The sequence below is a fragment of the Paenibacillus dendritiformis genome, from assembly GCF_015845845.1.
Lineage (GTDB): Bacteria > Bacillota > Bacilli > Paenibacillales > Paenibacillaceae > Paenibacillus_B > Paenibacillus_B dendritiformis_C.
Genome location: NZ_LDIG01000113.1, coordinates 1 through 19974, shown reverse-complemented (window position 1 = coordinate 19974; position 19974 = coordinate 1). Strand labels below are relative to the sequence as shown.

The window sequence follows — 19974 nt, the reverse complement described above, 5'->3', positions numbered from 1 at the left end:
CTCTGCCTTCTATGCTTCAATAATCGTCAGCAGCGGCCAATGTTCGCGCCATTGCTTCGCGTTCACCCGCGCCATATAATAAGCCGGATCGGGAAATGCCGGGCTCCGCCTGACGACCATCTGGAACAAGTCCTCCAAGCCATGCGGATGAATCAGTTCTATCCGCCCCTCCCCATTCAGACGCGCGCCTACTGCCGTGGCCGTCTCCGGCCACCGGCTCAGCGCATCGAAGGTGGATGCGTAAGGCGCCACGCCATTGCGGATATGCATTCTGGCCTGGTTTTTGACCGACCATTTTTCGTTCCCCGTACGCCTGATCAGTTCCTGCTCCAGCGCAACATCCCGCTGCTCCGACAGCTCCTCCGGGTCATAGTAGACGACATCGATATCCTGATGCCGGGCCCGGTACTTGAATCCATGCAGCCGGTCCCATATATAATTGCGGATATATCCGGCGGCTATATAGCATTGCGGCAGCCGCAGGTCCCTGACGATCCGCAAGTCGGCCATCAATTCCTCATGTTCTTCCAAATATTGAACCAGACGTTGCTCGAACACGGGGATTCCTCCTCTTTCGCAGGCGCTGGACGCCTTATTTTCTCCGGCCGATGTAGAGCAGATGGGAAGAGACGCCCAGTACATAAGGACAGGATGCCGTCTCATAGATCAGCTCCATCGCTTGCCAGTACTCGTCTTCCCCGCGCGAACGCCAATATTCGAACTGCTGCTCGTTCATTGCCCCGGCGATGCTCGAAGAACCAAGGAACTGCACCGTCTCGAAACCGTGCGCTTCCATGAACGGGGCAATCTCCTCCACCCGGAAATAATACGCGCCGGTGAATCGCCCTTCATCCTGGTGATCGAAGATTCCCGTCTCCATGAAGCTGCGAATCTGGCGGATGCTGTCATTCGGCTTCCAATGCTGCGGATGGAGGAGCGAGTTCATCACATGGCGGACCACGCTCATTACCGCGACGAAGACCATGCCCCCACGCTTGGTCACGCGATACAGCTCTTGCACTGCGGCGCGCCGATCCTCTTCCGCCTGCAGATGATAGAGCGGTCCCATCATCAGCGCCGCATCGAACCGTTCATCGGCGGCTCCATTGTCCAAGAGATGTCCGCCAGGCGGAAGATGCTTGCGGATATGATGGCAGTTCACCATAAATTCGAGGGGTTCCCTGTCCAGGCGGCCCCACTCGTCATACCCGTTATAATAATCGATAATTTTGTTCATGGCGCACCGCCCTTGTCTCTGCCCATCGTCGTTCCAGCGATCAGAGCTCGGTCCAGGTCGAACGCACGTACCCGATCCGCATGCCGGACCGCTCCATATTCCGGTGGCTGCCTGACAGGAAAGCGCATTGGCCCACGGCCAGGCTGCAGTCGCGGCGTGCCGCCTCGGCAAGCCTGCAGCGCAGCAGACTCAACTGCAAGCCTCGCCGCCGAAATTCGGGAAGCGTGGCCGCGAACGTGAAGGAAGCGATATCTCCCTTGACATGCAAGACGCCGACAGCCGCCGGCCGATCCTCGTAATAGGCCATATAAAAGATCCACCCCGGGCGCTGATGCAGCACGCGATTGTTGGCCGCGACATGCGGGATGCCGTCATCCGGCAGTCCCGTCCCCCGGCAATGAATCATCGCGTATGTATCGAATTCCGAAGCCCCGATCTCTTCGATTCGAACCGCTCCCGGCACAGGCTCCCGAATAGCGGCAGCAGGCTGCGCATACAAGGACGTATGGCTGCCCGACGGATACAACCCCCGCTCTGCCAGCGACCGGAGCACCTGCTGATCGGCAAGTCCGGGCACGATTTCGAATTGGGGTTTCCGTTCCCGTTCCCGGTAGAAGCAGATCATGTCGTCGATATGCCCGATATCGCTGCTCCGCAGCCCTTTAACCGTATTGAAGGAGGGCCATGGCATCGTCTTGCTGTAAAAGCAGACCGCATGCCCGAACTGCTCCACTTCCACGCCTTCCGGATTGCCCGGACGTTCCCGGATCGCATTCATCCGATCGGTCATATAATCGATTTCCGACTGCTCAATGGCTTGTATCATCTTTTCTGACGGATGTATGGCATTCATCCTCAAATGGTCACGCTCCGCTTACATATTCGCTCTGCAGAATGCTCATCTGAATAATGTCCCAATACTTGCCTTCGCGGTACAGCTTCTGCCGCAGCCGCCCTTCTTCCTTGAAGCCGCTCCCCTGATAGCAGCGAAGACCGCGCTCATTGAATTCGAACACTTCCAGCTCCAGCCGGTTCAGATTCAGCGTGTCGAAGGCGAACCGTTTGATCAAGGCGATCGCTTCCTTGCCATACCCTTTGCCAAGATGCGATTTGCGGCCAATGACAATGCCCAGGACAGCGCAGCGGTTTTTCCAATCGAGCTGATGCAGATCGATCTGTCCGATGTATTCAAGCGAATCCTTGTCGGCGATAATGAAGCCTTTGCTGCGGCTGTTTCCCTCGATCATCATTTTCAGAAAGGACTCCGTGTCATGCAGCGTCTGCGGATAGGTAAAGATATCGCTCAACGTATCCGTAATCTCCGGGTCGTTGACCCACTCCCGCATATACGGCAAATCTTCCATTCGATACTCTCTTAATATAATGCGCTCTCCTGCGATATGCGGCATTCGGATCATCCTTTCTGTCCAGGTTACGTACTTGGCCTGAGCTCGGACGGGCGCGTCGTCCCCACTGTATAGACGGCCTGATTCCGCATAATCGCCTCGATAACGCCTCCGGCAATCTCGGAGCGGGTCAACCAGCGGGTACCGGACCGCTCAAGAACAAATCCAAGTTGAACTTGATGGTACTCGCATTTCGGAGAAATGTCCATAGCATTTTCCACTTCAACCAAATTTGCGCTGCATGCTTCATCCTCGCCTGACCTCCGTTCGTCGCATCTCTAATGAGCATCCGGGGCCTTGCCAATCCGGAACACCGTCCCTTCCGCGCTACCTCTTCTTCCTCTTGATCCCATCCGCAACCCATGCCGCCCCGTACCCGATAATCAGCGCCAGGTCGATTCCGAACAGATACGTAAAAACATTAATGCAGGTCGTATTCGTATATTGATTCCACCATCCCCAGCGGTAAATGACCGAACGGGGATGATCCGGCGGTCCGCCCAGATTGGCAATGAACTGCTTGACATACAGCCACTCCAGCACCAGAAGCGCCACTCCGAATAGGATAAGCATAAGAAGAATAACAGCCTGATTGTGACCTCGCCGAAGCCCGCACGCGAAGAACCGAAGCGAACCGATTCCGAGCATCACCAGGAATACGGCATATACCGGGACAAGGAGGCACAGAATCAACAGCGCCGGATTCCCGTTCCCGGACATGCCTCCACCCGGCCGCGGCCGAAGGGTGAACATATCGACCAGACCCACGCCGATCAGAGTCACGGCAAAGATGAAGAGCAGCGCGATGACAAAATACCGGCGACGGGCTTGATATGCATCAACCTTGGGAAGTGAACCATTCGCGTCATCCGGCCCCATGTTCCTTCAAGTTGTTCCTGCGGACGCTCGAAGCCTTTGAACCGCATCTCCTGACAGGTCCTACCCCGCGACCGCCCCGCTCCGGTTGAGGCGGCATAGACAGGATACCGGTATCCCGCTACTCCGCAGTCGCCTCTTCCGATTCGCGAATCTCTCGATTCGCCCGAATGTTACGAACGGCCCGGCATCGATTGTTTCCTTCATTACGCCCGCCAGATCATAATAAGCGTCCCGCAGCCAAGGATGAAGCACCTTCAGCGTATCCCGACGCTCCCACAAGTAGTTGATATGGGCATAGGAGGCATGTTCGAGAGAGATCTCAAGCGCTTGCTCCACTTGCTCCAAATAGGGAGGCGTGCCTTCCTGATCCCATTCGATCTTGTCCGCGACGAACAGCACCTTGTCTATCATCGTGGCCTGCTTGCGGAGCGTCGTATGGCAGCCAACCGCATCCAATATATCTCGTTCGGTTAGATGGAACAGATCCCGGGCCATTTGCCGCGACAGCTTCTGGTGAACAATCATCGGAAAGGCCTCTTCTTCCGGCAGCACTTCAATGCCAAGGGAACGAGATAGGGGCACTCTGACATTGTTGGGATAAACCGCGCTAATATCCATGGAGATAACCGGCGTATTCCGCAGCCTGTGAATCCTACCCGAATCGCTCCGCCAGACGGCGCGCTTCTTCCCCCACCCTCATGCAGTGCTCCGCCGTCCTTGGACAACCGTTCCTGACCAGAAAACGATAAACATCTTTGCCCAAATCGCCTGACAACGCTTCGACCTTTAGCTCAGCATAGACCGGATTCATATCCGCCTCCCCTTATGCGCAGCGCCATGGCGCATGCAGCCATCCGATTTACACATGATTGGATAATTGTGTATATTGAGCAGCTTCATCGTAACACAGAAGCGAACCGGAGGGGTTAAAGATATATAAATATTTCATTGATTCTCTCTCATCCTATTGCGCAATATCATCCCCGGTCGCTGCGTATCGGTCCGGCATTCTTGAATGAATGCCAAGCCGATGTCTACACATGAACAAAAGGATGCGCATTGCACATCCCTGAAGTGAATTGACAACCGGGTTTATGTACCATGCTAGCGGCGAGCGACGATCTCCACCTTCATCCGGTCCGGATCCTCGAAAAACACGGCATAATGACCGCTGCCCCCGGCATACGGATATCTGTCCGCATACAGCATAGGAATGCCTCTCTCCTCCAGCTTGAGGCGAAGCTCGTCAACTCGAGCCTTCGATTCCGCATGGAAAGCGATATGGTTCAGGCCGGTCCGCTTGCGATGGTATGGGAGATCAAGAAACCGGGCTTCCGTCTGTACGAATACGAGATAGGTGTCCCCCTGCTTCCAGCTGATGCCTTCCGGCCATCTCTGGAATTCCTCATACCCCAGCTCCTTCAGCAGCCATCCCCAAAACGCGATAGAGCGTTCCAACTCAGATACGTTAAACTCGACGTGATGCAGCATGTAAGCCTCCTGCTCTTTTACCGCGCTAACATAAAACCCACCTTCCGGCGCTTGGCTTAGGTGGATCTTCCCTGTTTCAACAGAACTGCGGCAGCTTGTTCAGGATTTGCACGCTGGTATCCTCCTATTGATAGTCTTTGGACAACGACAAATATTGCGGCGGGATAAATGGAATTACATTAGACTTGTCCCTGAAGCTAACGATAGCGTAAGTACGCCCGATTCTACGAAATCACCTTCATCCTGCTTAAGACACTGGCTATAACAAGCCCCAGGAAAAAGCCCGTGACCGGGGCGACGACGATAATGCCGATGCAGTTCGCACTTGATGCGGAGAAGAGCTTGATTCCGGCGACCGCGATTGCCGTACAGCATACCACGGTCCAATACTTCACCTTGGCGCTTTTTTTGACTCGAACAAAGCCGGCCCCGCACCGGGCCTTGCTGAGCACCAGAACAAGAAACAGCCCCTCGGCCAGCAATCCTATGATCGACAGCCCATATTGAAGAAATTTGTACACCGGCGTGCCCATCATAGTTTGTTCCAGCAACGGACAGAGGCTTACAAATATTCCTGTCTCGTGCGTAAAGCCGTCCAATAACACATGAGCGTAGAATCCGATAATGACCGAGATCAAAAATACAGTCCAGCCGCGAATGCCTGTCAGCCTCCATGGCCGTACCAGTCCGTGCGCTTTTCGGTCCAGATTCCATACGGACGGCAGATGACGCGCCAAAGGGGCTTTGATCAGGTAGTGGAACAACACCGCCAATAGTATGCTTAACGGGATCGCCTGCAGGAACAGGCCCAGCGTCGAAACCCATCCTTGATTTGATCGTATTTGTCGGCAGCGACGGCAAACCCGAAGCTTGCCCCGGGCCCGTAACCATCCCCCCGTATGCGACTGCTTTTCCTTCGGCGTTGATGATTCGGAATGGGATGTCAGGCGAGAAGGCCCGGTACGACCCGTCCTCAACGAATGTGTTATGCAAAAATTCGCCGCCGGAGTAATGCAGTTCGGGAACGGCTTCGAAATCAAAATAAATATCTTTCCCGCGATGCCACACGCTATCTAACACAAGCTTGGTACCGTGCATCTTCGCCAGTTCAATACGCAGCTTGCTGCTTTCCGCTTCTTCTTGCGCCGGAATCCACTCCGGCCGTACCTTCAACGCCACGGGCACGGGCTTTTCCTTCTCCATCAGGACATACCCCGATTGACGCATTACCCTCTCCAATATGGCCGTTTCATTGAAATAATGGTCGTAAACATAGAACACGCCCCAGCCTCATGATTTCGAATGTCTTCTGCATCAACTCCGCAGGCGAAAAGGATCGACGCCCCCATGGAAACATATTAGAAAAATTGCCCCGATACGTCCCTTCCCGCTCGGAATAAACCGTTACGTGTCCGATCACCTCGCCTAACCGGCTTGAATCCACCTCTTCATCGGCAGCGACATCCTTTTTCCCGTCATTCACCACAAAGGAATAAGCCCAATCTGCAAATGAGACCCCGGCGAACAGGAAAAAGGAAACGCTGTCATGACCGATATCTGAAGCATCCGAGAAATGCCAGTCACCTCATTATGTACAAGGTTGGAATCCTCTTTCTCCTCTGTCTTGCCACATATTGTAGTAGATTATGTAAAAATACTCAATCCGATCTCGGGGTATCGCCCTGCATGAAAAAATGGAGAGACGGCCTCATGGCCGCCTCTCCGCACTCCGCTTCCCTTTCTTTTGCGATTCGCCGTTGGCGCTATAAGCATCGTATGCTTTCTTTACCCAATCGAACAGATAGGCACTGCCGCCATGATCGGGATGAAGCAGCTTTAGCAGCTTTTTTGACTGCTTCCGCACCTGCTTCTCATCCGCCTCTTCAGGCACGCCGATCAGCACACGATAAGACGCGGCCCCGGCCTGCCGATGCTCCCATGAGTTCGAGGAGCTGTCGCCATAAGAGCGGTTATACGATTGCTCCCGGCGCGGAGCCTGATCGGCCAGCTCGGACAGCTTGTGGCGCATGTGCTCCAACGTTGCCTCCAGCCGTTCCTCCTCGCGCGGGAGGCTGCCTTCCCAGAACTCGAATTCGAAATCCCTCATCATCTGCTCCAATTGTTCCATCAGATCGTTATACATGATGAGGGTCGCCTTCAGGCGGTCAGCCAGCCTGTAGATTCGGAGCAGTTGCCGCACCGCCCATTCCGGCATTTCCAATTCGAACCCGTGCAGCACCTTGCCCATATCCTTCTCCGGCACCGGCACCTCCTGCAAGAATTCCATCAACCGTTCCTGCTGCTCTTCGTTCAGCCTTGATCCGATCTGGACGGCAAATTGCAGCTTGGTGGTCCCGGCCTTCACTCTGTTCTGCCAATCCCTGTTCAAGTTCATCAAGGCCCGGACGAACTCGACAATATAAGGTTCGGTCACCGTAACGCCATCCGAATCATGCACATTGGCGAATTGGGCTCCTTCCACGTCATCTTCTCTGCCGATCTGCATATCCTTCCTCACCTCGAACCGGACGCCGCCGTCTGAACTAGATATCTTCTTCATCATCATTTGTCGTCTCATTGCCTGAAGGGACGCTTCGCTTCCCGGTAATCCGGAACATGCATTTGCGTCCGCCGTCCGCCATGCATTCTGTCCGCTCGACATCGGCTTGCAGCAGATCGGCAAACAAAGCGAGCTCGCACTGGCATGGCGGGGAATGCTTGGCGGCCACCTGCGCAATCGGACAATGGGCCTCCTCCAGCCAAAACGATTCATCCGAGCCGTGTCCCCACCGGGCCATATAGCCTTCCTGCTCCTGAATATCAGCCAGCGACTGCACCCGCTGCTCCAGCTTCTGTCCCTCCAACTTGCTCGCATACTGCTGCATCAGCTTCCGCTTCCGCCGCTCGAACAACCGCTCCACGAACGTATCGCCGGCCATGGCCCGCATCTCTTCAATCAACTCCAGCGCAAGGCTGTCATACTTGGTCACGAACAACGCGCTTGCCTTCTCCGACAAGCTATATAGATAGGCCGGTCTGCCGATGCTGGGGCGGGTCAATTGAATGCGGACATAGCCGCCTTTCTGCAGATCGTACAAATGCCTGCGAACCGCGATGCACGTCAGATTCAGTTGATCCGCCAGCGGTTGAATGCCAATGGGCCCCTGCTGCTTCAGCATCGTCAGGATGTCTCTGCGCGTGGGCTGGTTGAGCAGACGGGCTTTCTGCGCAATTGTCATCTTTCATCCCTCCGCCGATTCAATCTGATGAAATTCCGACGGCCACGCTTGCCGTCAGACCCGGTTTTTACTCCTCCTTATTGTACCTTATCGAAAAACTTTTGTATATGGTAAACATTCTTGTCTAGAGTAAAATTTGTAGTCAAAAAAATTGTTGCTGAATCTCGAACAAACGCCCTAAAACCTGCAAATTTGCAGTATTTTCGCCGGGGCCGCTATTCGGATAAAAAAATCCTGCAAATATACATCAATTTTGCCCCATTTTTTCCAGAATTGAGATTCCAAGGGCAAAATCATGTATTTTTGCAGGAATATTGCCGAAAACACCCTCTATAGAAAGAAAAAACTGTATAATCGCAGTATTTTGCCACGAGCACATCCTCGTTCAGGTCACAAATCACTTCACTTCTCTTTACTCGTGCAGTTTGCGATCCAGATAGCGGCCGATAACATTGGCCGAAGTCGGTTCGACTCCCATTTCCCTTGCCCAGACGGACAACCTGCATCTTCACAGGTATTAAAATTTCACCGGATCTCTCGCTGAGACAGCGCTTGTCCCGCGTGATGAATTTCGTGCGCGATGACATGCCTCAATATTTCCCCGGCTGTGTACTGGGTATCCGGCCGCCAAGGGACGAAGACACATTTCTTCTCCTCTTCCCCAGACCAATTCATGATGACATCTTTGATTTCCTTCTGATAAAGCTGCAAATGGCAAACCACTCGTCTCTCTCTTCCCAATTATAGAAAAACAATGATTTCATCGATTCACTCCTTGTCACTCAATATAATGTCCTCATGATACGGTCTATACAAGGCAGCACAATCGGATATAACGCATTCTCATAGATTACGAGTTCCCGTTGATTCAGCTTGCCTCCCGGAACTTTCGCAATCTCACCCACAACGGCATGGCTGCAGGAGTCGGATATCGTTGTCGTCCTGTTCAGCGGATCTTTGGCTATGACATACTCGCGCTCTTCACTCGTCCATATTAACCGGGGATGTGTGGCAATCTTTGACCGATCCTTTAGAAAAGACAAGCTTTCCCTGCCTTCACGGATCGTTGTTATCGTCCATTTTCTGCGCCCAAGCCATGGGCTGCTATCCATAATTTTTACATGCAGCTCCGAGTGTATATGTCGCCCTTCCAAGCTCAATTGCCAGTTATCAACCACCCAGCTTAATGCTTTATTTGTCCTCGTCGTAAATATTCGGTGAAAAGAGCCGACTGCATTACCGCCCTCATTTTCGATTGCTATAGGGGCTGTTGACATTTTAAGCAATGGACAAGTGTAATAATACCTTTCCATAAAGAGACTCCTTATATCTGTTTTACGCTTTGAAACTTAATCTCCTTAAGTTTATCATCCAACCCGAATATTGGATACTCCCTCAATCTTTTTCTTAGGCTTGGAAAAATAGGCTCTTCTCTCTCTTCATCTGCAAATCGCAAAAAGCACCCAGAACCGAAGCGATCGCGCGCCCTGCCTTCTGAGTGCCTTGAGTATTCTAAATTAGAAATTAACAACGCCCAGGCCATGAACCGAAGCGCTGCGCCTGGACTTACTTGGCGTGCTGCTTATTGTACCATGCCACGAAATTATCGACGACCGAATCGAGAAACGCGATGGTCGGCTCATGAATCAATGTCCCGTTATCGTCAATCTTCTCATGAACGGAGCCCACATACACTTCATTCCCGGGAAGAAGCGGAGAAGACACGCCCGGCGAGAACAAAATATCGCGCAAATGCTCCTGGGCCCGCACGGTTCCCAATGTGCCCATCGAAGCGCCGACGATCCAGGACGGCTTGCCTGCCAGCACCTTCTCCCCGCGGGACAGCCAGTCAATCGCATTTTTCAATACGCCCGGGATGGAGTAGTTATACTCCGGCGTCACCCATAGGACGGCGTCTGCCGCGCCTACCTTTTGGACGAATTCCTTGACTTCGGCCGGCGAGCGGGCCGATCAAGGCGATTTTCCGGTGCCGGTCATAATCGAGCGGAAGGATGCCGCGGTCGTTCTGCAGCAGCACGATCGACTTGCGCGCGCTGTCTCTCGCCTGCTCCGCGTGTTCCGCCGGAATGCCGGCCGCTCGCGGCTCCCCGGCATCGACATAGGGCTGCTCGAACAAGCCGAGCCGGAATTTCCGAGAAGCTTGGAAGCCGGCTGGCCGATCCCGTTCCGGTCCTTGCTGTATATAATTCGGTTGTCCTCGTCGATCAAATAAAAATTCGTGTTCTCCGTCATAGAGGAATCTCTCCATAGCGTATTCAGCTTGTCGACGGATATGTTCAGCAGGATGAACCCCAGATCCTTTTTGGTATAGGGATCAAGAATGGCTCTTCCGACCGACACGACGGGCTCGCCATGCGGGGACAGCAGCCGCTCCTGATGGATCCCGATAGGCACGTATCCCCCGCGTTCCTCTCGAATCCTCTGCACGAACGGCTCGAGGACGAGTTCCTTTTCCAGGTAAGACATGTTCATGTATTGACTGTTGCTGCGGCGGATAATGAGATGGTCATTGCCATGGTAAATGATGGCCGAATCGATCAGATCGGAGTACAGCATCATGCCATTAAGGATAGACCGTTCACCGTGTCGAAGTCCCGTCCCCGTTCCAGCATCGGATATGGCTTCTTGCTGTATTCCTTGCGCATAATCTGGTATATGGTCGATTCCTGGAGCGGGAACATGGATAACCGCACCAGAGGCTGCAGCGACGTGTCGATATTGTTCATAATCTGCCGGTTGTTCTCGACCGCGGCATCCAGCATCGTATTCCGGTTATTGTCCACATATACCCAGGACACAATGCCGCCGATCAGCAGCAGCGGGACGATAATAAAACAAGAAAACGCCGCGATTAATTTCTTCTCGAGGCTCCAATGCAATATATTCTGCTTCAGTGTGTTCATAGCTGATTCCTACTTTTTTCAGATTTACTTGCCGGAATTGTCCCTGCGGAACTGCCTCGGCGTCAGGCCCGTAAATTTTTTGAAGATCTGAGTATAATAACTTTGGCTGCAGAACTTGAACAGGAAAGCGATTTCCGAAATGGACTGATTCGTATAAATCAGCAGATGCTTCGACTCCTCCACCTTCTTCGCGTGAATGAACGAAGTAATGGACATGCCGGTCTCGCGCTTGAAGCGATCCGACAAATAACTCGGATGCACGCCAATATGGGCCGCAATCCCTTTCAAGGCGAGATCCTGGAAAATATGCTCCCGAATATAATGCACCGATAAATTGACAATATGCGAATAGGGCAGCACTTCCTTCTCCCGCCGGATGGTCGCAATGAACTGCATCAGCATTTCGTACTCGAACAGATTGAGCCGCTCGACATCGCTCATTCGCTCAATCTCCAAAATCAGCGTATCGCTAAGCTGGAAGGCGGTCTCCGCATCGACGCCTCCCTTGATAATCGCCCGGGTGAACAGCGTGCAGGAAGCAATCAAGGCATTCTTCCTGGAGCGCAGCGGATAGGAAGCCAGCACGGCCCCTTCCAGTTGGTTGATGCGGTTCAGCATATCGAGCGCCTTGTTCTCGTCCCCGAACCGGATTGCCTCCAGCAATTCTTGTTCATAATCGAACGGAGGATGAACATAATTATCCCGCAAGTATTGCATGCGGGACGACAAGAAACTCGGCCGGTTCCCGGCATGGAACGACTTGTTCATGCGTCTCTCTCCATTCACCTAAAAATATTGATAATAATCTTAATATTTTAGTATAATCTTATCCTTTTACGAACTAAAATTCAAATCATAATCACACAAGGGAGGATCCGCAACCATGACCTGGACAATTTCCAACCGTGATTTGACATCGGACGCGCTGCTCAATATGGAAAGTATCTTTGCTCTTGGCAACGGTTACTTGGGCGTGCGGGGCAACTTCGAAGAAGGCTACGGAGAAGCCATGCCGACGATTCGCGGCACCTATTTGAACGCTTTTCACGATGTTATCGATATTCCTTACGGGGAGAAGCTTTTCGCCTTCCCGGATACGCAGCAGAAGCTGGTTAACCTTATCGACGCCCAGACTATCCGGATTTATATCGGCGAGGAGGAAGAAGCGTTCCGCCTCGATCAAGGCCAAGTGACGGCCTTCGAACGCCGGCTTCATCTGGATAAGGGATATTCTGAACGCGCCGTGCGCTGGACCTCGCCATCGGGCAAGAAACTGAAGCTGACCTTCCGCCGGTTGGTGTCGTTCACCCGCCGGGAACTGTTGGCCATCCATGTCTTGATTGAACCGGTCAATTTCACGGGCTCCATCAAGCTTGTCTCGACGGTCAACGGCAATGTGACCAACTACACCAACCCGAATGATCCCCGCGTCGGCGCAGGCCATGCCAAGCGTCTGAATGTCGCTGATTTCGGAACCGAGGGGCCTTACGGCTATGTCGTGGACGAGACGATGGCGTCCTCGCTGCAGGCGGCCTGCGTGGCCTGCCACCGCTTCGACGGCCAGGCGCAGGAAGCTTGGGAAGCCGCATCCGGCCAGGTTGTCTATACGGCAACGGCCGATGTATCCGGTCCGGTAAGCTTCACCAAATACAGCATCTATACCGACACGCTGCGCCATGGGGACGGTCTGGTGAAGCAAGGCATCGCGCTTCAAGATCAGCTTGCTGCGCTGTCGTTCGACGATCTGCTCGCGGAGCAAGCGCAATATATGGATAATTTCTGGAAATCGGCAGACATCGTGATCGAGAAGGATGACAAGCTGCAGGAAGGCATCCGCTTCAATTTGTTCCAGCTTCTTCAATCGGCGGGCCGGGACCGGCACAGCAACATCTCGGCCAAAGGCTTGAGCGGAGAAGGCTACGAAGGCCATTATTTCTGGGATACGGAAATCTATATGTTCCCGATCTTCCTGATGACGCAGCCGGAGATCGCCAAGCAGCTGCTGCTGTACCGCTATTCGATTCTGGATCAGGCGAGAGCGAGGGCGCGGGAGATGGGGCATCGCCGGGGCGCGCTGTTCCCGTGGCGCACGATCGCGGGGACGGAATGCTCGTCCTTCTTCCCGGCAGGAACCGCGCAGTACCATATCAGCGCCGATATCGCTTATAGCTATATTCAATATTATCTGGCCGAGCTCGACAACGAGTTCCTGCTGTCCTACGGAGCCGAGGTGCTCATCGAGACGGCCCGCCTCTGGGCGGAGATCGGGCATTACCATCAAGGGGCCTTCCATATCGACGAGGTCACCGGTCCGGACGAGTACACCTGCCTGGTCAACAATAACTACTATACGAACGTGATGGCCAAGCATAACCTGAAATGGGCGGCCAAGAGCTGCGCCATCCTGCAATCCTACGATGCAGCGGGGCTGAAGGCGCTGTGCGATCGTCTCGGCGTCACATCCGAGGAAATCGGAGCATGGGAGAAGGCCGCGGAGGCGATGCTGCTTCCGTATGACGAAAAGCTCGGCATCAACCCGCAGGATGACACGTTCCTTCGCAAGGCGGTCTGGGACTTCGAGAATACGCCGAAGGACAAGTACCCGCTGCTGCTGCATTATCATCCGCTGACCATTTACCGCTATCAGGTCTGCAAGCAGGCCGATACAGTGCTGGCGCATTTCCTGCTTGAGGATGAGCAGGATCTCGACACCATCCGCCGGTCTTACGATTATTATGAACGGATCACAACGCATGACTCTTCCTTGTCCTCCTGTATCTTCAGCATTATGGCTTCCAAGATCGGCGACGTGAACAAGGCTTACGACTACTTCATCGAGACGGCGCGCCTTGATCTGGACAATACGCACGGCAATACGAAGGACGGCTTGCACCTTGCCAACATGGGCGGCACATGGATGTCGATCGTCTACGGCTTCGCCGGAATGCGCCTGAAGGAGAGCGGGCTGTCGCTCGCGCCGGTCCTGCCGGCGGCATGGGAGCAATACGCCTTCCGCCTCACGTTCCGCGGACGCCTGATTGCCGTGCGCGTCGCCGGCAATGGCATCACGCTCGAACTGCTGGAAGGCGACAAGCTGGACATCGCCTTGTACGGCGAGCCGGTAAGCCTGGACAGCACCGGAGCGGTTCACCGTCCGCTCGGCGCAAAGTGAGGAAGGGCTCGATAAGCAAGAGCTCAGGAAGGGCTCGAAGAACAAACCGGAACCTATGGGAGGAGCGATAACGATGAATCAGACAAGTTCGCTGCAGGCTGTCCTGTTCGATCTGGATGGCGTCATTACGGATACGGCCGAGTATCATTATTTGGCCTGGAATGCGATTGCGGAAGAGCTGGGGATCCCGTTCAGCCGCGAATTCAACGAGAATCTCAAGGGCGTCTCGCGGATGGATTCCTTGAAGCTCCTGCTCAGCCAAGCGCCAACGCCGCCATCCTATACGGAAGAAGAGCTGGAGCAGCTCGCGGATCGGAAAAACAAGCTGTACCAGGAACTGATCGACAAGGTGACGCCGGCTGACCTGCTGCCCGGCATTGCCGACTTCATCGCCGATATTAAGCGGCACGGCGTAAAGATGGGGCTCGCCTCCGCCAGCAAAAATGCGCTGGCGGTCATCAGCCGCCTCGGCATCGCGGATCAGTTCGATGTCATCGTGGATGCCGCCGCATTGAAAAACAACAAGCCCGATCCGGAAATTTTCCTGACCGGCGCAGCGGCGTTGAACGCCGATCCGAAGTTCTGCATCGGGGTCGAGGATGCGGTCGCGGGCGTGGACGCCATCAAGGCCGCAGGCATGTTCGCGGTGGCGATCGGAAGCCCGGCCGCCTTCCCGCACGCCGACCTGGTGCTGGAGCGCACGGCGCAGCTCCGCTTCCAGGAGTTGGCGAAGCGGTTCTCCTAAACCCGCGTTATTTCACGCGAGCAGGCAGAGACATCCGTCTCTGCCTTTTTTGTGTACTCGCATTAACGGAGCGAGGTTATTCCCTAGAGTGTGCTGTGCGCTAGGATGCGGGGCAAAACGGGACAATCGGGAACATAGAGGCAGGGAGGCGGGGAGACGGCGGCGGGAAAAGCGGCAGAAGATGGATGCGGCAGTGAAATCCTGCGTGAATGCAGGAATTTATGCCCCTTGAACCGCTATTTTATTAAATTCCTCAAAAGAGCATTATTTCTGGAGGATTCTTGCTGTATATCTCTTTTACATGCTGAAAATGATGCAGTTTTGCAGGAACTCCCGCAGTGAAGGAGATGTTATAAGGAAAAGCTGCAGTTTTGCAGTTTTCCGGTACATCGAGCGTTGAGAAGCAAAGAGAGCTGTATCCCCGTTTGGATGCCCGCCTTATCCGGCCATTGGAGGATCGGGCGGGGGCGGGGCACGATGGAGCGGGATGGGCCGGCAGACCGCGGGCCGAACCGGGGCGTCTCCCTCACGGCCTGGCCTTGTCGACTCCTTCGAGTTCCGGAAGCCCCGCCTTCCGCCGCTGTTCGATGATATGCTGGAGATACCACTCGGGATTGTCGGTGTTCCTTCTTATTGACCGGATCGTGTTCAGCCAACACTCTCCAACTCATTCCAATGGACATTTTGTGCCCTCGCTGTTCCATCTCAATATTCCGATCATAGGCGCAGGCAGCGTCGGCCCGCATTTGAGGCGTATCGAGCAAGGTGATTTTTCCCTGCCAGCGTAATCTTCTTTCTCAAAAAAAATCGCACCCCCTAGAAGAGATGACCCATCCATTGGGGGGCTTGTCCTCTAAGGGATGCAATTCATTCCGCGTGCCTTCCGCGGCAAGCTTCTATTGATCGACGTTGTGATAGACCTGCTGCACATCGTCCAAATCTTCCAGCGCATCAATCATTTTTTCAAATTGGGCCTGCGCATCTTCCGGAAGGGAGACATAGCTTTGCGGCAGCATGGTCAGCTCCGCCACGGTGAATTCCGAGGTGCCCGCTTCGCGCAGCGCGTTCTGGACCGCATGGAACTGATCGGGCTCTGCATAGATGATGACCGCCTCATCCTCCTCAAGGATGTCCCGGACATCGAGATCCGCATTCATCAGAATCTCCAGCACTTCCTCGGCGGTCTTGCCTTCCAGACCAATGACGGCGGTCTGATCGAACATATAAGTGACCGAACCGCTGACGCCGAGGCTGCCGCCGTTTTTGTTGAATGCGGCACGCACCTCGGACGCTGTCCGGTTCACATTGTTGGTCAAGGCGTCCACAATGACCATCGTCCCGTTCGGACCGAAGCCTTCGTAGCGTAGCTCGTCATAGTTTTCATCCGAGCCGCCTTTGGCCTTCTCAATCGCCCGATCAATGATTGCTTTCGGCACATTGTATGTTTTGGCGCGCTCAATTACGAATTTCAAGGCTTGGTTTGATTCGGGATTCGGCTCCCCTTGCTTCGCAGCTACATAAATCTCTCTGCCGAACCGGGCATATATGCGACTCGTGTTCGTATCCTTGGATGCCTTTTTTTCCTTAATGTTATTCCATTTACGCCCCATCTGTACTCGCTCACTTTCCACATTGAATATCCATATTTATAATAATATCTCTTCGCCGAAGCTTGAGCAACAATGGTCACACTGCAGCAGAAAACATTTGCGAAGGGCGAGCCTGTTCCGGCCGAATGACGCCATGTCCCGCGAAATAGAAGAAAAGCCCCTTTCCCGAGATAACAGGAAGAGAGCCTTTCAGAGCCAGCTCTATTCACATCGACAATGCCTTGTTGGCGTTTTTCATATCGTTCTCCAACAGCTTCGGCAGGTCGTATGAAGGATAGTATCCGCGATCCAGCATATAATGGAACACTTTCGCATGCAGGTCGATCGCGGCATTGAGCTGCTTCTTCAGCGTTTGGCGCAGCGACGGCATCGATGTCTCGGTAATGCCTATGGCGTAGCTCCGGACCGACGTCTTGCAGAAGGCGAACAGATGCCCGGCGTAGAACCCGGTCATATCCGCTCTATCTCCTGTATGGCGAACAAATGCCGGGGCCAGCGGGTAGTAGCCGAGCAGCTCCTTCAAGTTGTTCTCCATTGCGTAGATCGCTTCCTCGTATAATCCGCGCAGCTTCGCATCCTTGACGTCATCCAGCATCATTTTGAACGCGATAGATAATTCGCCTGGAACGCCGTCAACTCATGCATTTCCATCGTCTCATGCCATGCCAGATGCTTCTTCCGTTCACTCTCAGCCAACCATAATCCCCCCACCTTCGATTATGGTGGTAGCATATGCCTATATTGGGCGGGTGGTGCCTGCCCACTCCTTTGGGCTCCGTCAATTATGTCTGCTGATAGTTCGTGGCCGCGATGCAGCAGTCCGGGCAGATGAAGGCGTAATAGATTCCTTCCCCGTATTCCTCTACGTCTTCCCAATCGATCTGCCCAACGAACTTCATCGTGGCGGAGCAGCTTGGACAGGCGGGGTAGTCGGCGTCCTGGACCCAGGACGGATGGCCCCCCAACTGGGAGGAGGCCGCCTCCAGCGCCCAATGCGCCGCACGAAAGGCGCTTCGCTTCGAAGCGGACAGGCGCAGCCCATGACCGGTCTCGCCGAAGGCGATGTCTTCATCCGGCTTTACCCAATAATCAGGCTCCCGGTTCCATTGGCTCCAATGAACCTGCCCTTCGGCATCGACATCGGTATAGATATAACCGTAGCAGGTGCAGCTGATGCAGGTGGCAAGCCGGAGCCTGTTCCACGGGAGACCGTAACCGCGCAGCAATGGGTGCGTCATATCCAGATCGAACAATACGGTCAAGTGGCTTCCGCACCAGCCGCACTGCTGCTCCCCTTTCGTGAGAATCGCGGCCGCATCGCCTTCTTCGCTGGACGGGCTCCCCGCTACTGCCGGATAGCATTCCGAATAATACAAATTCCGCCGCTGACCGTCGGCTGTCAGCTCCCAGCCCGCTTCCCGGGCATACGCTTCAGGCGAGATGTACAGTTCCTTCGCCCATTGCGGCGGATGATCCCGCCATTCCCGGAACAGCTTCACGATCTTCTCGTCGCCAATCCAGGCCAGAGCGAGAAGAATGGCGTTGCGGTTCTCCGCATCGATATCGGCTTGACGGATCAGCTCGTCCCGAATCTCCGGGGAAGCATGCATATAGAGGATGCCCGGATAATACTCGCGCCGCCGCATAAGCAAAGGGAGACAATCCGCAATGGACGCCTCCGTCCAGCATATTAACGAGGTTAACATCTCTTGCGCCGTATCCAGTTCATCCTCCTCGATGAGCGCAGCGGCATGCGCCTTCAGACGCTCGATATCCCCGCTCGACAGCGAAGCGTATACCTCCTCGCGGCTTTTCTTATAAGGAAGCACCCGTTCCAATGGATTGTAGGGGCGAGGCGTATGCATCAGCCGCAATATTTCCACCGGATCGGTAATCCCTGCATAGATGTCCATGTCCTTGCGGTTCTCCCGGATATACGCTTCGCGCTCTAGCCGGCCCAGCTCTTGGCGGCACGGCATGCAGATGCCGCCCGTCTTCTCCGCCGTCGCCGGCAGAATCGTCGCCGAGCAGCCTTCCGTCCGGCAAGGAATGCGTTCGCTCATTCGCTGTCTCCTCCCCCGTCTTACTCTGCCGCAATCGGTCCTATTTCCGGCCATAATCGGCCTTGATCTCGCCCCATGCCTTCGTGTCCCATTTCAGCACCTTGTTGTCATAGGTGTTCGTCTGCAGCCAGGCAAGCGCCCGATCCACGAGATTCCAGATCTCCTTCGTCGACTCGTTGCGCTCCAGGGTGGTGGCGACCTTCTTCTCCCGTACCCATTTCATGGCGGTGCGGGAGTCGCTGTACACCGTCTGGCTGCTGCCCTTCCGCTTTAAATACGCCAGCGAGTGCACGATCGCCAGGAACTCTCCCAGATTGTTCGTGCCGTTCGGAATCGGACCGACGGCAAACAACACTTCGCCCGTCCGCGTTGATACGCCCCGGTACTCCACCGGCCCCGGATTGCCCCTCGTGCCGACATCGACCGAGATGCTGTCGTAATCCACCTCGGCCGGCGGGGAGCTGGCAGCCGCGCCTCCCCGGGCTGGCGAGCCTGTCCCGGCCTTCTTCTTGCCCCAATGCTTCTGCCAGCCGTCCCGATAGGCCTGCTCCGCAGCGGCCTTGGATGGGAAGGATTTATACTTGGCATCCTTATAGTTATCCGTCTGCGCCTTGCATTCCGCCCAGCTTGTATAAATACCCGGACGGTGCCCGGCCCATACGACGTAATATTTTGCCTGCGCCACGCTTACGTCCACCCCCAGCAGAAGCCGTCCCGATCCCAGGCAATCCGGCCGCGGTGCAGCTTCCGGAACGCCTTCTTCACTTCCTTGTCCAGCGACGCATTGCCCCTCTCATTCACGAACACGAACTCTTCGCCGAAATGAGCGCGGACATATGCAATCACATCGCTCTGATGGACGACTCCCTTCGCCTGAATCTCGGCTACCATCCATTCCGCCACCTGCTGTGCGGTCGCTTCCATCCTGTCCACTCCTCGTATAGTATTTCCTGAAGGCAGTTTTGAGTCTTTTTCCAGTCCTTTATAGGAACATGGAATGCCTTCAAAATTTCCAGTTTTCATATTGAAAATTAATATTGGGACTGGACTTTCCGGAATGTCTCCGGACAATGGAACTTAGGGTTCCATTCGGGGAAATTCGTTTCACTCCTGTAGTCCAATCTACTTTTTAAGTCTGTTTCTCCGGTACTCGCTTGCACTTCTTACCCGCTGGCTGTTCCCTTCGGCAACCCATGCCCGGCAGTAGC

At 54.5% G+C, this 19974-nt stretch carries 20 protein-coding genes and 4 pseudogenes; 2 read left to right on the top strand and 22 right to left on the bottom strand.

The window, feature by feature from the left end:
• Window positions 1-9: 9 nt before the first annotated feature.
• The 17 genes and pseudogenes from ABD76_RS09705 to ABD76_RS09630 form a co-directional block, all read right to left on the bottom strand.
• Window positions 10-558, bottom strand: a complete 549-nt coding sequence (locus tag ABD76_RS09705) for a nucleotidyltransferase family protein (RefSeq protein ID WP_197256399.1) — start codon at window positions 556-558, stop codon at window positions 10-12.
• 34 nt (window positions 559-592) lie between these two features.
• Window positions 593-1237: a class I SAM-dependent methyltransferase gene (locus tag ABD76_RS09700; protein ID WP_197256397.1), complete on the bottom strand. Its 645-nt coding sequence runs from the start codon at window positions 1235-1237 to the stop codon at window positions 593-595.
• A gap of 40 nt (window positions 1238-1277) precedes the next feature.
• A complete protein-coding gene (locus ABD76_RS09695) occupies window positions 1278-2090 on the bottom strand; it encodes a GNAT family N-acetyltransferase (protein ID WP_197256396.1) in 813 nt (270 codons plus the stop codon).
• A 10-nt stretch (window positions 2091-2100) separates the two neighbouring features.
• Complete coding sequence (locus ABD76_RS09690) at window positions 2101-2646, bottom strand: GNAT family N-acetyltransferase (protein WP_197256394.1); 546 nt, start codon at window positions 2644-2646, stop codon at window positions 2101-2103.
• A gap of 23 nt (window positions 2647-2669) precedes the next feature.
• Window positions 2670-2852, bottom strand: coding sequence for a Rossmann-fold NAD(P)-binding domain-containing protein (locus tag ABD76_RS09685; RefSeq protein WP_197256392.1), 183 nt, complete (start codon window positions 2850-2852; stop codon window positions 2670-2672).
• 118 nt (window positions 2853-2970) lie between these two features.
• The gene (locus ABD76_RS09680) at window positions 2971-3522 is read right to left on the bottom strand and encodes a hypothetical protein (protein WP_197256390.1); all 552 of its coding nucleotides are present in this window, start codon (window positions 3520-3522) and stop codon (window positions 2971-2973) included.
• 198 nt (window positions 3523-3720) lie between these two features.
• Window positions 3721-4333 (bottom strand): annotated as a pseudogene (gene yqeK, locus ABD76_RS30915) (bis(5'-nucleosyl)-tetraphosphatase (symmetrical) YqeK); the annotation flags it as partial.
• 293 nt (window positions 4334-4626) lie between these two features.
• Window positions 4627-5013, bottom strand: a complete 387-nt coding sequence (locus tag ABD76_RS09670; RefSeq protein WP_197256388.1) for a VOC family protein — start codon at window positions 5011-5013, stop codon at window positions 4627-4629.
• A gap of 224 nt (window positions 5014-5237) precedes the next feature.
• Complete coding sequence (locus ABD76_RS30910) at window positions 5238-5780, bottom strand: DUF4184 family protein (protein WP_420901934.1); 543 nt, start codon at window positions 5778-5780, stop codon at window positions 5238-5240.
• 941 nt (window positions 5781-6721) lie between these two features.
• Window positions 6722-7579, bottom strand: coding sequence for a molecular chaperone DnaJ (locus tag ABD76_RS09660; RefSeq protein WP_242069488.1), 858 nt, complete (start codon window positions 7577-7579; stop codon window positions 6722-6724).
• Window positions 7557-8252, bottom strand: a complete 696-nt coding sequence (locus ABD76_RS09655) for a helix-turn-helix transcriptional regulator (protein WP_197256384.1) — start codon at window positions 8250-8252, stop codon at window positions 7557-7559. Before ABD76_RS09655 ends, ABD76_RS09660 begins: the two co-directional genes overlap by 23 nt.
• A gap of 412 nt (window positions 8253-8664) precedes the next feature.
• A pseudogene (locus tag ABD76_RS30905) lies at window positions 8665-8945 on the bottom strand (DinB family protein); the annotation flags it as partial.
• Window positions 8946-9034: 89 nt separating this feature from the next.
• Window positions 9035-9565, bottom strand: coding sequence for a tubby C-terminal domain-like protein (locus ABD76_RS09645; protein ID WP_197256382.1), 531 nt, complete (start codon window positions 9563-9565; stop codon window positions 9035-9037).
• Window positions 9566-9818: 253 nt separating this feature from the next.
• Window positions 9819-10211 (bottom strand): annotated as a pseudogene (locus ABD76_RS09640) (NADPH-dependent FMN reductase); the annotation flags it as partial.
• 12 nt (window positions 10212-10223) lie between these two features.
• On the bottom strand, window positions 10224-10832 hold the full coding sequence (locus ABD76_RS29440) for a cache domain-containing protein (protein WP_242069487.1): 609 nt from the start codon (window positions 10830-10832) through the stop codon (window positions 10224-10226).
• Window positions 10829-11176 (bottom strand): hypothetical protein, encoded by a 348-nt coding sequence (locus tag ABD76_RS29435; protein WP_242069486.1) that lies wholly within the window; start codon window positions 11174-11176, stop codon window positions 10829-10831. Before ABD76_RS29435 ends, ABD76_RS29440 begins: the two co-directional genes overlap by 4 nt.
• A 24-nt stretch (window positions 11177-11200) precedes the next feature.
• Window positions 11201-11944, bottom strand: coding sequence for a helix-turn-helix domain-containing protein (locus tag ABD76_RS09630; protein ID WP_197256380.1), 744 nt, complete (start codon window positions 11942-11944; stop codon window positions 11201-11203).
• 115 nt (window positions 11945-12059) lie between these two features.
• On the opposite strand from ABD76_RS09630, the gene ABD76_RS09625 reads away from it, so the two are divergent.
• Window positions 12060-14348, top strand: a complete 2289-nt coding sequence (locus tag ABD76_RS09625) for a glycoside hydrolase family 65 protein (protein ID WP_197256378.1) — start codon at window positions 12060-12062, stop codon at window positions 14346-14348.
• Between the two features lie 73 nt (window positions 14349-14421).
• Window positions 14422-15093 (top strand): beta-phosphoglucomutase, encoded by a 672-nt coding sequence (gene pgmB, locus ABD76_RS09620; protein ID WP_197256376.1) that lies wholly within the window; start codon window positions 14422-14424, stop codon window positions 15091-15093.
• Window positions 15094-15989: 896 nt separating this feature from the next.
• Here pgmB and ABD76_RS09615 read toward each other — a convergent pair.
• The 5 genes and pseudogenes from ABD76_RS09615 to ABD76_RS09595 all read right to left on the bottom strand — a co-directional run bounded on the left by ABD76_RS09615 (window position 15990) and on the right by ABD76_RS09595 (window position 19690).
• Entirely contained in the window at window positions 15990-16703 is a 714-nt protein-coding gene (locus tag ABD76_RS09615) for a YebC/PmpR family DNA-binding transcriptional regulator (RefSeq protein WP_197256374.1), read from the bottom strand.
• Window positions 16704-16908: 205 nt separating this feature from the next.
• Window positions 16909-17354: pseudogene (locus ABD76_RS09610) on the bottom strand (spore coat protein).
• Between the two features lie 131 nt (window positions 17355-17485).
• A complete protein-coding gene (locus ABD76_RS09605) occupies window positions 17486-18766 on the bottom strand; it encodes a M90 family metallopeptidase (RefSeq protein ID WP_197256372.1) in 1281 nt (426 codons plus the stop codon).
• A gap of 40 nt (window positions 18767-18806) precedes the next feature.
• On the bottom strand, window positions 18807-19451 hold the full coding sequence (rnhA, locus tag ABD76_RS09600) for a ribonuclease H (RefSeq protein ID WP_197256370.1): 645 nt from the start codon (window positions 19449-19451) through the stop codon (window positions 18807-18809).
• Between the two features lie 2 nt (window positions 19452-19453).
• A complete protein-coding gene (locus ABD76_RS09595) occupies window positions 19454-19690 on the bottom strand; it encodes a DUF6953 family protein (RefSeq protein ID WP_197256368.1) in 237 nt (78 codons plus the stop codon).
• Window positions 19691-19974: the final 284 nt, after the last annotated feature.